Origin of the sequence: Aliiglaciecola sp. M165, from assembly GCF_007197995.1 — a bacterium.
Taxonomy (GTDB): Bacteria; Pseudomonadota; Gammaproteobacteria; order Enterobacterales; family Alteromonadaceae; genus Aliiglaciecola.
The window spans coordinates 235,146-250,151 of sequence record NZ_VKKH01000002.1; the positions used below are offsets into that span (position 1 = coordinate 235,146).

The following is a 15,006-nucleotide window of genomic DNA, read 5'->3' on the forward strand; positions in this document are numbered from 1 at the left end:
GAATTTACTCAGGTTTTACAGTGGCGTTGTTTTCTTCCGAAACCAGATTGTCTTGAAGCAATTCAACATGCTCCGCGACTGAATTAGGCGTCTTAAAATAAGCAAGGTGGTACATTGCCTCACCTTCTTGTGCAAGAGGAATATTTTGTTTGCCGATCACCACACTTTCCGCTGGGCAAAGGACTTTGCCCAGCTCCGTTCCATAGGGGTCTGAAATAGTGGCCAACACATCGCCTTTCATTACATGATCACCCAATTGCGCTTGATGATGCACAAAGCCGCTCTCGTGGGCGCGGATCCAACCACTTTGATTGGCAATAAATGGTTCGATGGCATGCCCCTTTTTGCTATTTCGCTTGTTCAACATACCGACTTCGCGCATGACGTTAATGATGCCTTTGAGGCCAGCGCGAATTGAAAATTCGTCATAACGCAGTGCCTGACCCGCTTCGTATAAAATAACTTTTACACCCAAGTCCGCTGCAGCCTGGCGTAACGAACCATCGCGAATGTCCGAGTTTAAGATCACGGGTAATCCAAACGCTTTACACAATGAAAGAGTTTGTTCATCGTTTAGATTGGCGCGCAATTGTGGCAAATTACTGCGGTGAATTGCACCTGTGTGCAAATCAATTCCGACATCACATTTGGCAACGATTTCGTTTAAAAAAGAATGCGCCAACCTACCTGCTAGCGACCCTTTTTTGCTGCCTGGGAAGCTACGATTTAGGTCTCTGCGATCGGGAAGATAACGACTTTGATTGAGCACACCATAAACGTTAACCATAGGCACCGCAATCAAGGTTCCGCGCAAGTTTTTAATAGATTTGCTATTGAGTAAGCGCCCGACTATCTCTATCCCGTTTAACTCATCTCCGTGAATGGCTGCACTTACAAATAGCGTAGGGCCAGGCCGTTTACCTCTTTGCACATGCACAGGAATTGACATGTGCGTGTCTGTGTACAGCGGAGGCATGGCAATTTCTAAGCGTTTGGTCTCACCAGGTTTAATACTTTCGCCTGCGATAATTAATTCTTCCATTAGCCTTTACCCTTGGTACGCGTTCGATTCGGCTTAGCATTTTTCTCAATAAATTCGAATATCATGCCCGCGACGTCCTTTCCTGTTGCAGTTTCGATTCCTTCCAGCCCAGGAGACGAATTAACTTCCATTACCATCGGGCCATTTTTTGAGCGTAACAAATCAACACCACACATATTCAGCCCCATGGTTTTTGCTGCATCGACGGCTGTTTTTCGTTCTTGCGGAGAGAGTCTTACAATTTTTGCTACGCCACCGCGATGCAGATTAGACCTGAACTCTCCCTCTGCGGCTTGTCGTTTCATTGCAGCAATAACTTTGCCTCCAACAACTAGACAACGAATATCCGCACCACCAGCCTCTTCAATAAATTCCTGCACTAGTATGCTGGCATTCAACCCCATAAAGGCTTCAATAATTGCCTCAGCGGCTTTTTGAGTATCAGCTAATACCACACCTATCCCCTGTGTCCCCTCCAACAATTTAATGACAACGGGTGCCCCGCCAACATTTTTAATCAAGTCGTCTATTCTGTCAGGATGGTTTGCAAAACCTGTCCTTGGCATACCAATCCCTTTTCTCGACAAAAGCTGCAAAGAGCGCAATTTGTCACGAGAGCGACTGATGGCAACAGACTCATTAATGGAAAAAGTCCCGGTCATTTCAAATTGCCTGACAACTGAAGTGCCATAAAATGTAACCGACGCTCCAATACGCGGGATCACTGCGTCATATTTAGGAAGCGCTTTACCTTTGTAGCGTACAGAGGGTCGACTGCTTGTAATGTCCATGTAACAATGCATGGTATCGACAACATCGACGGTATGCCCTCTCGCCATTCCGGCCTCTACCAGACGTTTTGTTGAATATAAATTGGGGTTTCTTGACAATATAGCTATACGCATGATGTTCTTAAATATCCTATGTTGAATGACAGTATTGCTCCGCAAAAAGAAAACTACAATCTGAATCCATATAAAATATTGCTAAGGCCAAGACTATGATCGAACTGATCTATCAACATCGCTTGATCGCGACCCTTTCGATTTCGACGTTGATTATCTCGTTCAAATACTTGCTGGTAACGTTAATCCGGTCACGAGCTAAAAAGAAAAGGCAGGACAAACGTTACTTAGTTAGCAATGTAAAAAATTTGCTGAATTTTATATTGATCGTGCTTCTGCTAAGCATCTGGATAAACGAAATACAAAATTTTGCGTTATCTATTGCCGCTTTTGCTGTAGCAATCGTGCTGGCCACCAGAGAATTCATACAATGCATTATTGGATTTTTTTATTTGATGTCGAGTCGACCTTTTAGAATAGGAGACTGGATTCAAGTGGATGGCTTTGCAGGCGAAGTATCGGCGACAGACTGGATTAAAACAACACTTTTGGAGGTCGATATTTCCCGCTACGAGTACACGGGAAAAACCTTGTTTTTACCTAACAATAAATTAATAAACAGTCCAATTAAAAATCTTAATTTTCTTAAGCGCTACGTTACTCATCACTTCAGTATTACTCGAGATGAAGACGTCAATCCGTATCTGATTATAGAAAAGCTTAGGCAAACGGCAAAAGAGCATTGTGCCGACTTTTATGACGTCGCAACCCGTTACAATCAGATCATAGAACGTAGGTTGGACGTGAAAATTTCTGGGCCGGAACCTCATATTGAAGTAACAACCAGTGAAATTGGTCACACCGTAATTAAATGCACAATTTTTTGTCCAACGGAACGCGCCATTGAAATTGAGCAGAGCATTATGGCGGCTTTTATGGAACTGTGGTTCACGGAGTTCAATAAACCTTCCCGCGTCGATTAGAGTAAATACGAAGTAAAACCTTTTATGAAAAACAACCGTTTTAATCTTCAAGTAAGTTATTATACCAATCCACACAAAGAAGTGATCAGTCAGAATGCGCCCAGCGGTTTTTGACTGATCACTTCTTTGTGTGGATTGGTATTATATTGCAAACAAAAGAGCTTACGCCTGTTGTAACTTTTAACTGGGATTGAATATGGAATCTTTGTGGACGTTTTTAAATTCGGACGCGTTCTCTATTGCTGGCCAAGCGTTCACGTATGGTGAATTAGTTTATGTTCCGATCATTGTTCTTTTTGGGATATGGCTGATCCGCAAACTTGCGAATATTGTAACCACCAAACTTATTTCGCAAGGTACCAATCCAGATGTTGTGCATCTGATAAAGCGCGTCTTATACATTCTTGGTTTAGTCGTTCTCATCATTACTACCCTTGACTTTCTTAGTGTGCCGATTACCGCTTTCGCGTTTCTTTCTGGTGCAATTGCGATTGGTTTTGGCTTTGGCGCGCAAAACATCATCAATAACTTTATTAGTGGCTGGATTTTGATGTGGGAGCGACCTATACGTATTGGGGATTTTCTCGAGGTTGATGGGGCCAGAGGTCGGGTTGAAGCCATCAATACTCGCTCCACCCGGATCCGGCGGGTAGATGGCGTGCATATGCTAATTCCCAATAGCAAGCTATTAGAGAACACAGTGGTCAATTGGACGTTGGTAGACCGTCTAACCCGCACATCAGTGCGAGTTGGTGTCGCCTATGGCTCTGATTGTAAAAAGGTTGCCGAGCTGATTTACCAAGCAGTTAAAGAACAAGAGGAGGTGTTGCCCGACCCCGATCCTTTAGTAGTATTTGACGATTTTGGCGACAATGCTCTGATGTTCGAGGTTTTTTTCTGGATTAACGCCACCATTGAACGAGATCTGCGTAAAATACGCAGCAATATCCGTTTTAGAGTTGACGAATTATTCGCCCAAGATAGTGTAGTGATCGCCTTCCCACAGCGCGATGTACATATTGATGGCGCGATTACACTTAACCGCAAAGCGCCAAATGGGTAAATTGCATGCAAACAGATACTACGAATACGCTACCACGTAGCCTTCTCTGGTCAATAAAAGTAGATGACTCAGGAGAGGCAGAAACTATTTCACACCAAGACTTTAGTGATACGGATTTTGCATCGGGCTACAAATGGGTACACATGCAATCCGACATGGCTGACTCTTGGGATACTATGACGTCAATGGGTTTGAGCGACTCTATCTGCGATGCAATGTGCGCGCTGGAAACTCGTCCAAGAGCTTTACAAGTGGATAATGGCACTTTGATCTATTTGAGGGGGATCAATCTCAATCCTGATGCCGACCCCGAAGACATGGTCTCGTTGAGGATCTGGTTTAACGAAAGCAAAGTGATTTCGGCACGTCGTAAAGATCGCAAGCTGCTCTCCATTCAAGATACAAAAGCGTTAGTGGATGAAGGCAAAGGTCCACTAACAACGGCCGATTTTGTCTTGCAATTAATTGACAAGGTCGCACATCGCATTAGTGAAGTGGTTGATGCGCTAGATGATGAGTTAACTGAATTTGAAGCTGCTGGTGCCACACAAGAAGATGCAAGATTAACGTTGAGTTTGATTCGTCGCAAAGCTGCAGCCGTTAGGCGTTATTTGGCTCCGCAACGTGACGCATTAGATACACTTTACAGGTTCACAAAGATATTCGACCAAAACCAAGCATTCGAATTGCGCGATTTGACTGACCGAATGACGCGATATGTCGAAGATTTAGATCTCGCTAAAGAGCGCGCCATGGTTCTTCAAGACGAATTACGCAACCGAATCGCTGAGCAACAAGGGATGCGGATGTATGTATTATCTCTAGTCACCGCAATCTTTTTACCCTTGTCGTTTCTAACTGGCGTTTTTGGCATGAATGTCGCAGGGTTACCAGGCACAGAAAATCCTGACGCTTTTAGTTACCTTGCAACAGGAATGGTTGGTTTAGCCGTCGCTATGTTCATAGCAATGCTTTGGAAAAAGTGGTTTTGATTTTTTAACTAAACGCGGCATGGCAAGGCAGTATTTGGAACGTATTCGAATAAATCTCTGGCATAAAATAAATAGCATCAGCACCCCGACACTTCAATGCGGAGTATCGGATAAAGCAAACAATTTAGAGCTGGGTACTAGCTCAAGGCATTTTAAGACGTGATTAGGATAATATTTTTTATCGGCATATTTACTTTCCAAGGATTGGGGGCATTATTTTTACTTTGAATTCGACTGCTATTGTCAGTTGCAGCCTTCGTTATTTGAAAAACACCCTCAAAGTTACGTCAATTGTGATGATATTGTGCGGGGTTTCATCTGCTTATGCTGCTATCGATGTTGAAATTCTTGGCGTCAGTGACACACAAGTTAAAGACAACATCAAAATCCACTTAAGTAATTTAAGTCTTCCTAAAAATTGTCGAATGAACAATGATCTGAGTTCAACTCTCGATGAAAAAATCTCTGAAGCATCTCGCGCATTTGGTTATTACAACGTCGATGTGCTATCAACACAAATCGCAACGATGGAAAAATGTAAAAAGTTACGTGTCTCACTGAACATGGGGCCCAGAGCCACTATTGCTAAATTAAACCTCAAGGTTGAAGGAGACGGTGCTTCCGACCCTGATTTTATCAAGGCATTGAACGCAACTTCATTACGACTCGGCGCGCCACTTGAGCACAGCAATTACGAACGTTTAAAAAGCACTTTGCGATCGATTGCGCTAAACAAAGGCTATTTCGATAGCGCCTTTACAAAAAACGAAATGTTGGTTGATGTCAGCTCGAATCAAGCGACGGTCAATTTATTGTTTGATAGCAAAAAGCGATACCAATTTGGCGAGCTAAAGATCCCCGATGACTTAATTGCTGCTGAGCTCGTCAAAGATGTTGTGCCTTTCAAATTTGCCGAACCATATCGTGCCAGTAAGCTGGGTGAGTTCAATCAAAATTTAGGACAGACCGGCTATTTCCAACAAGTCGTTGCGCGCCCCTTGGTAGTTGAATCGGAAGATTTAAAAGTTCCCATAGAAATTGTTGCGGTGCCAAAACCACGAGATATATTTGATGTCGGTGGTGGTGCCTCCACTGATACAGGTCCTAGATTTCGCTTTGGCTGGCATCGGCCATGGGTAAATCGCCATGGGCACAGTATGCAAGCCGATGCTTACGTCTCGGCGCCCAGACAAACGGCCAGTCTCGAATACAAAATACCTGTTGAGGATCCGCTAAAAAACTATATCAATATGCAATTGGGCTACGAAGCCATCGACGATAATGATTCGAATATCGACACCGTCTCGTTGGCGATACAACGGCATTGGGCAAACCCCGAAAGCCCATGGAACAAAATTGGTTCTCTACAGTACCGCCAATCAACCTTTGTTCAAGCCAGCGAACCTGAAGTCACTACCCGTTTGTTGATGCCAGGCTTCACCCTATCGCGATTGCGTTCTAGAGGTGGGCTTGACATCAATTGGGGCGATTTACAACAAGTGACCATCGAAGGTGCCTCGAAAGATTTGTTGTCTGATATTGATTTAGCGCGTATCACATACCAAACCAAGTGGCTTCGCAGTTTTGGCGAGCACCGATTTTTGGCTCGCGCCGAGTTTGGCGCGTTGATCACTAACGAATTTGACAGTGTTCCTTCAGATTTGCGTTACTTTGCAGGCGGCGATCAAAGTGTTAGAGGACATAAGTACCGAACTCTGGCCCCAAAAGAGCAAACTGGAGACATGGAATTGTTGGGTGGTAAATACTTAAATGTCGCTAGCCTTGAATATTCATACCCGGTTGCCGATGAATGGCGTGCTATCGTCTTTTCAGATGTTGGTGGTGCGAGTAACGAGCCATTTGAACGTCTGGCTTACGGATTTGGCATAGGTGCCAGTTGGTTATCCCCTGTTGGCCCCATCAGATTTTACTTAGCAAGAGGCACAGGCGATTTTGGCAATGACACGCAATTTCACTTTTCGATGGGGCCGGCATTATGAGTTGGCTAAAACGTATAGGCATAGTACTAGCAGGACTGCTTGTCTGTTTTGCACTGATGCTGACCCCTTGGGGAACCGCGTTTTTGCTCACGATTGCCGATGGAGTGTCTGACGAATTATCCATTGAGCATGAGAGCGGTGGGCTGTTAGGTACACTAAAATTGGCTGCGCTGCAGTGGCACTCAGATGATATAGCCATAGATGCTACTGACGTGGTGCTCGACATTGATTGGACGTGTTCCCTATCGTTTAATGTCTGTGTAGAGCGCGTTGATACCCAGAAATTAACGGTCAATGTATTGTCTAAACCGCAGGCAGACAATCCGCCGGCTGACCCAATCGCAAAAATCACTTTGCCAATCAGTGTCAATGTTCAGCAAATTAACATCGAAGATTTTAATTTAAACATCGACAAACAAATATCGGTCAGTTGGGGATCGTTAAATACGGGTTTCACTTTTTATGAGTCTCTGGTGATTGACCACTTTGACTTGACCCAATTACAGGTCAAGTTGCCGGATGGACCTGAAAATGAGCCGCAAGCCGAACTCGATATCGCGGCAATTTCAGGGTGGCAATATCAGGTTCCAGAGCTTCCTCGATTTGTTATCCCTATTGATGTCAGAGCCAAACAGTTGAGTTTCACTGAAGTATTTGTTTTTCAAGGAGACGCTGAGACTTTTAGCTTTAATAAGCTTAACTTAGATTTAAGCATATTTGACAACCAAATCGACATCACAGACATGCAATTGCAACACGAGCTGGCGAGCGTGCAACTTAAGGCCCGGGTAGATAACAATTACCAAGTTGATCTCCAGTTGCAAGCGCAAAGTTCCCAAACGCAAACTCGTGCGTTTTCACTTTCTAGCAATATCATTGGCTCACCGGAACAATATGAATTTAGTTTGACCTCAACTGGCATTTTAGAAGCTACCGGTGATGGGAAAATTGGGATTAACTCTACAAATTTACCCATGCAAATGAATTTGTCTTGGTCGGAATTTGAGGTTCCCACGGACCAAACTATATTCATACAGCAAGGAAAACTGTCCTTAGCAGGAAACCTGGAAGAATATCGGCTTAAGATGGAATCAGGTGTTTCGTCTAATGAATTGCCCGACGCCGAGATAAATATCGATGCAAGGGGCAACAATAAAGCGGTGATGTTAGACAGGGCATTGCTCTCGTTGCTCGGGGGCGAAATAGATATCAATGGGCGGCTGGCACTCACCGACCAGGCATCGTGGAATGGGCAAATCACCGCAAAAGACATCCAACCTAATATGCAATGGCCACAACTTAATGCATTACTTAATGGTAGAAGTACCCATTCTGCCATATACAGCAAAGACCGGATAACGGCTGAGCTAACGCAATTGAAGGTTCAAGGAACTTGGCAGTCTTTCCCCGTGCAGGTTGACGCATCGGCGAAATATGACTCAAGCAAGGGGTTTACTCTATCGCGGTCTGTAATGACAACCGGTGACAATCAGCTTTCGGTAAGCGGAACCTTAAATGAACAACACGAAATTAGTGCAAAAGCTGACCTCAAGGCAAACGACTTTTCGCAACTCTACGCTACGTTGCAAGGCTCTGCTTTGGGCAATGCGCAGCTGTCCGGCACACTATCTCAGCCACTTGCCTCGTATCAATTGCAGGCGCAGCAGCTCAAGTTTGAAAATCTTGCTCTAAATGCTTTAACCTCTGATGGTACAGTCAATTGGGACGAAAACAAAACCGTTGAAATCATCACAACATTTGAGCAGCTTGATATCAACGAACAAACTATTGAATCTGCGCGCATAGAATTGTCAGGGACTCAGGACAACCACAAACTGGTGACTAAAATCTTCTCTGACGCAGTCAATCTGGACTCATTGTTGGTGGGTAAATTATCCGAACATTCATGGCAGGGAGAATGGCAAAGCGCTGAGTTTCAAAGTGCATACGGCGATTACGAATTATCAAAACCCAATACCGAGATGTTAGTTGATTGGCAAAATCAGCGCTATCAAATCTCACCTCACTGTTGGCAAGAAGACATTTCAAAACTTTGTATTAATCGCGCGCAACTCGTTGAAGAGCAAATCGACGTGGATATAGAAGGAAACGACCTTGCCTTGTTGCAATGGATCAACCAGTTTGCGCCACAAACCCAACGTATTGAATCGGATACGAATTTATTTTTCAATATTAAAGGCCAATGGCATAAAGACGCCCTACCAGTAGCGCAAATTAACGGCTATTTAACTCCTGCTTTGATCAATATGGAGAAATTCGCCAGCCCGATCGATATGCAAAAATTAGTGTTTAGTGGGCAGGTAGACGGCTCAACTGTAAACACTCGTTTTGAGTTAGTTACTCGAAACACTGGCAACGTAGAATTGGAATTGGCCATATTAGATATCGCTGAAAATCGAAATCTTCAAGGTCAACTTAGCATCGAGAAATTTTTGCTCGCTCCATTTGCCCCTTTTGTCGCAGAGTTGTCTGAACTGTCTGGCGAGATCAACGGTAAATTAGAGCTGCATGGCACTATCAAAGAACCTCTTCTTGCAGGAAGTTTAGCGCTCAATCAAGTGGCTATTGCCGGAGATGCAATCCCAGGTAAGTTGGAACAATGGGATCAGAAGATTGAATTCAAGAACCAATCTGCCCGCATGGCAGGACAATTTAAATTCGGCGGTGGAGTTGGGCAAAGCGACGGTGAATTTGATTGGTCTAATGATGTTATTGGTCACTTGAATTTGTCTGGTGAAAAAGTTGAAATCGAATATCGCGATACGGTTAGAGCGAGGTTTTCGCCTAAAATTCGTTTGAATTTGCTGGCTGACGCGATTGAGCTAGGTGGTAACGTCGATGTTCTGTACGCACGAGTAAAGGTCAAGGAACTACCGCCTAGCGCCCAATCTCCGTCCGACGACGAAATCATTGTTAACCAGCCAAAGCAAGATAAACAATCCTCGAGTAGACCATTACGAATGGCAATTCAGGTCAACATTGACCCGAATCAAATGAACGATGTAAAGCTGGATGCATTTGGGCTAAAAGCAGATCTTAGAGGCTCATTAGAACTGAGGAAACAAAAATCCCTGGAGGGCTTTGGTGACTTGCAACTGGTAAATGGCACCTACCAAGCCTACGGACAAGATCTGGTGATCCGAACAGGCGACATTTTGTTTTCAGGCCCTATGGATAATCCACAGCTAAATATCGAAGCTATTCGTTCCCCAGAGAAAACTAAAGATGATGTCATTGCAGGGATCCGCGTATCTGGTCCGGCGGAAATACCTCAAATCGTAGTCTTTTCTGAACCCGCTTTCAATCAGTCGCAAACCTTATCTTATTTGATTAGAGGTCAGGCCTTAGAAGATCAAAGCGCACAGAATTCAAACGGGCAACTGCTGGCAAATGCTCTGATCAGCGCTGGATTGGAACGTGGTGAAAATCGTGTTGATCGGCTCGGACGCAAGTTAGGGATAGAAGATTTGACACTCGGCACGGCAAGTTCAGACGACGGTACTCAGGTCTCTGTATCCGGTTATATTGCCCCTGGCGTACAACTTATTTATGGCGTAAATGTTTTCGATTCTACGTCGGAAATATCGTTACGTTATCAGTTACTTCCTAAGCTATATTTTGAGGCCACCAGCGGGGTAGAAAGTGCCCTTGATCTGTATTATCAGTTTACCTCGGGCACAGTCGAAGGGACTGCTAATTCAGACTGAGCGGTCGTTACTTACAAATTTTTTCACCACTAAAGCCCCTACCCCGGCGGTTGTTGCGGTTAAGCAGGTTCCCCAAATCCAATCTATTAACGTGATTGGCAAAGGCCATCCAGCGAGTATTGCATAGTTGGTAAGATTGTAGGCGCCATATGAGGCGAGTCCAAGCAGTGCGCCGTCACGAATACTCGCCCCTACTCCCTTATTGAGGTTAGACATTACAACGAGGTGGGTAATGACAAAACTATACATGATGTAAAAGGTAACCCAGGGTGCTACCGGATATTCATCGCGCAACATTCCTTGCATTGATTGGATATAAGTATCTTTTGCAACAAGTCCGAGCCAGATGCCGTCCAGGATAAGATATGCGATCATTACCGAGGCCATCGCGACAATGTATAGGTTAACTTTTTTCATGTTAAGGTCCTTATAAGGTCACTCCATTTCGATATGCGATTGATGGAATGGTTTTACCTATCCGCCTGAAATTGATTGAAAAAGTGCGTAAAAAATAATTTTGAGCGAATACTAATAGAAAACAAATCGGTATACTAATAACGCCCATTTTGCCAACCGGATCAGAATATTATGGATATTGTGAGAAAATTAGCCGTATGTTTTTTATTGTTAAGTGTCCCTCAATTTGCCGTTGCAAAGGTTCAAGAACAAGAGACGACCGAGCAGGAAGAACAATCAGCCTCTTCTCAGCAGACAACAGCAACGGATAGCGTTTTAGAGGAACGAGAAAAAGCCGAAACAAAAGCGCTACAAAATCCGTTTTCTATTTCCCAGTATCGTCCAAACTATATACTGCCCATTTCGTACATAAAAAATCCTAACCCCATTGGTGTTACCGAGCTGGACTTTGAAAATGTCGATAACAAAGAAGCCAAATACCAAATCAGTATGAAGTTACCCGTGTATTTGAACGACGATCACGATTCGGGTTTATATGTTGGCTTCACTGCCGTATCATTTTGGCAGGTCTACAACAGTGAGGTATCTAAACCTTTTAGGGAGACCAATTACGAACCTGAAATATTTTATTCCTGGCAAACTGATTATCGTTTTATAGGTATCAAGTTTAATCAGGTAAATCTAGGATTCAATCACCAATCTAATGGGCAAAGCGGGCTGAAATCGCGAAGTTGGAACCGTTTATTTGCCTCCGCCGTTTTTAGTGATGAAGACTCCGTTTATTATCTAAAAACGTGGTACAGAATTAAAGAAGACGAAAAAGAAACACCGACCAGCCCAACCGGAGATGACAACCCTGATATCACCAACTTTTTGGGTCACTTTGAAATTGGTTATGGTAAGAAGGTAGGTAATTTCAATGTTATGACTTTGGTGCGGAACAACTTAAAGTCCGACAACAAAGGGAGCTTTGAGCTTAATCTGACCTACCCCGTTACAGATAGGTATGATATCACCTTGCAGTATTTCAATGGCTATGGGGACTCACTAATTGACTACAATCGACATCAGCAGAGAGTGGGTTTGGGCATACAGTTAAAATTCTTGTAACGCTGTTACCAATTCAATGGATAAGCGCCTAATTCACTGGCTGGTCGTTTCCAATGCAGCTTCACGTTAGACATCTTTAGTGGACTTTTGAGTCGATTAGCCCTTCCCCACGGCGTGTGTTCAACGACTTCATTGGCATCATCTGGAGTAAAAGTTGGGTCAAGCTGCTCACACTCGCACTGAGCAAAAGCTTTTAGCAGTTCAGCTGTTTTAGCTAATGACAAACGTGCTCGATTGTATTCGCCATGAGTAATGGCTAACTCAAGCGCTTTGATGACAGCTGCTGCCATCAAATAACCCGTTGCATGATCTAATGCTTGAACAGGTAAGGGGGTGGGATGCTGTGATTTGGCCCACTGCATCCCTGCTTCAGCAATGCCACTGCTCATTTGAACTAGGCTATCGAACCCCCTTCGATTTGCCCAAGGACCAGACCAGCCGTAAGCATTCAAACTGACTTCGACCAATTCAGGATTCAATAACTCCCTGTACTCCTTTGTAAAACCCAATCCATCCAAGGCATCTGCACGATACCCATGAACAAAAACATCGGCTTCAGTGATAAGATCTGACAATATTTTCATTCCATGCGGTTTGCCAAGATCCAAAAATCCCGAGCGTTTGCCCAGCATAATGTCGGGAACCACATTATCTTCCTGCCAGTTTGGTGGATCGATACGCAGTACGTTTGCGCCTAAGCCAGCCAACGTTCGGGTAGCAACCGGCCCTGCCAAAACCCGCGTCATATCCAATACTTTTAATCCTTTGAGCGGCCTTTGTGGGGTTCCTTTCCAAGCTTTAGAACGCCCACTTGTGCCGTGCCAATCAACTAAAGGTTCGTCTTTGAGACAACTTCCATGAGGATGATTCTGCCATTGAGCATTGCTGCGCATAGCTGCGGCAACGCCGCCTTTTTCAACAATGGCAGATTCCAGCGCGTCTTTCTTCCAGTTTAACAAAGCCTGCTGGACATCATCTCGAACGGCTTTTGTGCCAATCACCTGAAGCGCCGCTTGTCGATGATGAGCCAAATTGGTGTGCAGCCTTATCCAGCCATCGCTACATTGATAAATTCCTGCGATTGCATCCCATACCGGTGGTAGTGGCCAACCGATTGGATACAAGGATTGAGCAAACCACATAGATGCTAATCGACGGTCGACCCCGGGTGGTCCTGAATCAATTTGTGCAACAGATTGCAGTAAATCGCCCAAGGCACAACCCACTGCCGCAATTGAAGCGACGGCCAAATCAGTGACGGCAAAACAAGAGTGTAATGACGGTCCAGGCGAGAGCTGAAAATCTTGTTTGATACCCAGCGCAGAAAAAATCGCTTGCTCGATTTTTACAGTGCTCATCAATCACAAATCGCCAGAAAATGACGTGAGGTTTAAGGCTTGGCGAAGTTTAACAATATGCTCAGGACTACCAAGTTGATCATAACTGCTGTGCCACTTCCAGTAATTCGTATGAGTGAAAAAACCAGGCATGGAGCCAGGTTTGTTAGCCTCTACCGCAATATCTAATACTGGCGTGACCGGTTGGGACTCGGCTTTTTGTTCAGCTTTGGTAATTTGAGGATTGGCAAACGCCCGACTAACTGGGCCAGAAATGATATCCCCGCAAAATATCTTGCTTGATGGTGAATAAATATTGGTCCACCGCACAGGTGCAAACACTGCGCCGTGATGAAGGAACTGTTTGTTATCCGTCTGATAATAATAGTGCTGGTTTTCTTTTACCGGTGGCGCGGTTGGATATTCTCTGTCTAACTTGCGTTCTACAAAATGTTTTTTGTCTTTAAACAACATAAAGTCGGCATAGGTCAAAGGACTGCCCAGAGTCACTAAGTCGGAAATTAACCAGGGACTGTGTTTTACCCTCGTTGAAGCCGCTTGTGCTACATCTTGTTGCAGCAGCAAAAATAGCTGGTGTTGAAGCTCGCGATAGCGCGCCATGTTTGCTGACCCATCAATAGATTCCATTTCGTGGATCAGGGCCAACGCCTCTTTCGACAAAGGGAGCGACTTGCCAGTATTACTTTTAAACTTATTACTTCGTGCCCAATATTGGGTCAAAACGTCATAGGCAATGACTGAACCTAAACTGTGCCCAACCAGCACGATACGGTCATATTTCCCTGTAGCGACTATGCTTTCAAGTAATTTCACTCCACCATCACGTATGGCTTGTCGTACTTTTATATTCGATGGGGAGGCTGTGATATATCGCGCTACATCACCCAGATAATTGACGATAATGCCTAGCAGTGCACCTAAACCTAGAATGAGTACAGGTTTTAATATCGTGAAATAGAACCAAGACAACTGATTAACAGACTCGGATGTCGCCGTTGGGTCGGCAACATCATCGTTACCAGACGTAAACCAAAACAACATGGCGATAGCAAAAATTAGCGTCCATACAAGGTAGATAATAGGCCGTAGCGCAGAAGGAAAATCAGAAGGTTTACGCAGCAACATCGACACCAGCCAGGATTTAACTTGATCGATGGTTGTGCCAACGGTGTGATGGGCCCAATAGTATTCGTAAAAATCCACCCGTGAGGTCTTTTGAGCTGATTCAGAGCTTTTAATGACCGCGTAATCGGTGGTCAGACGGCGGTGTTCAAAAGACTCAGATACCTCGCTAGGTTTGTTCCAAAATCGCGTGTTCTGCAAACTCTCGTCTTTAACCCAAACGGATTTGACAAATTCCCTTACCGTTTCCATGGGCCGCTGTTCGCCAATTCCATGCACTAAGATTACAGCTTGCTTTTTTGGGCTATTCATTGGCACCTCAATGTTTTTATCTGAACATCAGCAA

At 44.4% G+C, this 15,006-nt stretch carries 11 protein-coding genes; 6 read left to right on the top strand and 5 right to left on the bottom strand.

The genetic code is table 11. The features are described 5' to 3' along the window. Window positions 1-4: 4 nt before the first annotated feature. Together FM019_RS03300 and rimK are read right to left on the bottom strand one after the other, a co-directional pair. Window positions 5-1,042, bottom strand: a complete 1,038-nt coding sequence (locus FM019_RS03300) for a succinylglutamate desuccinylase/aspartoacylase family protein (protein WP_143834477.1) — start codon at window positions 1,040-1,042, stop codon at window positions 5-7. Next, complete coding sequence (gene rimK, locus FM019_RS03305; protein ID WP_143834478.1) at window positions 1,042-1,947, bottom strand: 30S ribosomal protein S6--L-glutamate ligase; 906 nt, start codon at window positions 1,945-1,947, stop codon at window positions 1,042-1,044. Before rimK ends, FM019_RS03300 begins: the two co-directional genes overlap by 1 nt. 95 nt (window positions 1,948-2,042) lie before the next feature. On the opposite strand from rimK, the gene FM019_RS03310 reads away from it, so the two are divergent. The 5 genes from FM019_RS03310 (at window position 2,043) to FM019_RS03330 (ending at window position 10,653) form a co-directional block, all read left to right on the top strand. Further along, the gene (locus FM019_RS03310) at window positions 2,043-2,870 is read left to right on the top strand and encodes a mechanosensitive ion channel family protein (RefSeq protein WP_143834479.1); all 828 of its coding nucleotides are present in this window, start codon (window positions 2,043-2,045) and stop codon (window positions 2,868-2,870) included. Window positions 2,871-3,066: 196 nt separating this feature from the next. Next, window positions 3,067-3,933, top strand: coding sequence for a mechanosensitive ion channel family protein (locus FM019_RS03315; protein WP_143834480.1), 867 nt, complete (start codon window positions 3,067-3,069; stop codon window positions 3,931-3,933). 5 nt (window positions 3,934-3,938) lie between these two features. Beyond that, the gene (locus FM019_RS03320) at window positions 3,939-4,925 is read left to right on the top strand and encodes a zinc transporter ZntB (RefSeq protein WP_143834481.1); all 987 of its coding nucleotides are present in this window, start codon (window positions 3,939-3,941) and stop codon (window positions 4,923-4,925) included. Between the two features lie 296 nt (window positions 4,926-5,221). Continuing rightward, complete coding sequence (locus tag FM019_RS03325; protein ID WP_143834934.1) at window positions 5,222-6,925, top strand: autotransporter assembly complex protein TamA; 1,704 nt, start codon at window positions 5,222-5,224, stop codon at window positions 6,923-6,925. Continuing rightward, window positions 6,922-10,653: a translocation/assembly module TamB domain-containing protein gene (locus FM019_RS03330; protein WP_143834482.1), complete on the top strand. Its 3,732-nt coding sequence runs from the start codon at window positions 6,922-6,924 to the stop codon at window positions 10,651-10,653. Before FM019_RS03325 ends, FM019_RS03330 begins: the two co-directional genes overlap by 4 nt. Here the strand turns inward: FM019_RS03330 and FM019_RS03335 are convergent. Continuing rightward, the gene (locus FM019_RS03335; protein ID WP_143834483.1) at window positions 10,645-11,070 is read right to left on the bottom strand and encodes a DUF2177 family protein; all 426 of its coding nucleotides are present in this window, start codon (window positions 11,068-11,070) and stop codon (window positions 10,645-10,647) included. The genes FM019_RS03330 and FM019_RS03335 overlap by 9 nt on opposite strands. A 171-nt stretch (window positions 11,071-11,241) precedes the next feature. On the opposite strand from FM019_RS03335, the gene FM019_RS03340 reads away from it, so the two are divergent. Next, the gene (locus FM019_RS03340; protein WP_143834484.1) at window positions 11,242-12,180 is read left to right on the top strand and encodes a phospholipase A; all 939 of its coding nucleotides are present in this window, start codon (window positions 11,242-11,244) and stop codon (window positions 12,178-12,180) included. A 5-nt stretch (window positions 12,181-12,185) separates the two neighbouring features. On the opposite strand, the gene FM019_RS03345 is transcribed toward FM019_RS03340, so the two are convergent. Further along, entirely contained in the window at window positions 12,186-13,538 is a 1,353-nt protein-coding gene (locus FM019_RS03345) for a CoA transferase (RefSeq protein ID WP_143834485.1), read from the bottom strand. Between the two features lie 3 nt (window positions 13,539-13,541). Next, on the bottom strand, window positions 13,542-14,972 hold the full coding sequence (locus FM019_RS03350) for a hypothetical protein (RefSeq protein ID WP_143834486.1): 1,431 nt from the start codon (window positions 14,970-14,972) through the stop codon (window positions 13,542-13,544). Window positions 14,973-15,006: the final 34 nt, after the last annotated feature.

Bases quoted from the DNA above. Each gene is read 5' to 3' on its own strand.
- FM019_RS03310 (WP_143834479.1), top strand. From the start codon at position 2,043: ATGATCGAACTGATCTATCAACATCGCTTGATCGCGACCCTTTCGATT.
- FM019_RS03315 (WP_143834480.1), top strand. From the start codon at position 3,067: ATGGAATCTTTGTGGACGTTTTTAAATTCGGACGCGTTCTCTATTGCT.
- FM019_RS03325 (WP_143834934.1), top strand. From the start codon at position 5,222: ATGATATTGTGCGGGGTTTCATCTGCTTATGCTGCTATCGATGTTGAA.
- FM019_RS03330 (WP_143834482.1), top strand. From the start codon at position 6,922: ATGAGTTGGCTAAAACGTATAGGCATAGTACTAGCAGGACTGCTTGTC.
- FM019_RS03300 (WP_143834477.1), bottom strand. From the start codon at position 1,042: ATGGAAGAATTAATTATCGCAGGCGAAAGTATTAAACCTGGTGAGACC.
- FM019_RS03345 (WP_143834485.1), bottom strand. From the start codon at position 13,538: ATGAGCACTGTAAAAATCGAGCAAGCGATTTTTTCTGCGCTGGGTATC.
- FM019_RS03340 (WP_143834484.1), top strand. From the start codon at position 11,242: ATGGATATTGTGAGAAAATTAGCCGTATGTTTTTTATTGTTAAGTGTC.
- FM019_RS03320 (WP_143834481.1), top strand. From the start codon at position 3,939: ATGCAAACAGATACTACGAATACGCTACCACGTAGCCTTCTCTGGTCA.
- rimK (WP_143834478.1), bottom strand. From the start codon at position 1,947: ATGCGTATAGCTATATTGTCAAGAAACCCCAATTTATATTCAACAAAA.
- FM019_RS03335 (WP_143834483.1), bottom strand. From the start codon at position 11,070: ATGAAAAAAGTTAACCTATACATTGTCGCGATGGCCTCGGTAATGATC.
- FM019_RS03350 (WP_143834486.1), bottom strand. From the start codon at position 14,972: ATGAATAGCCCAAAAAAGCAAGCTGTAATCTTAGTGCATGGAATTGGC.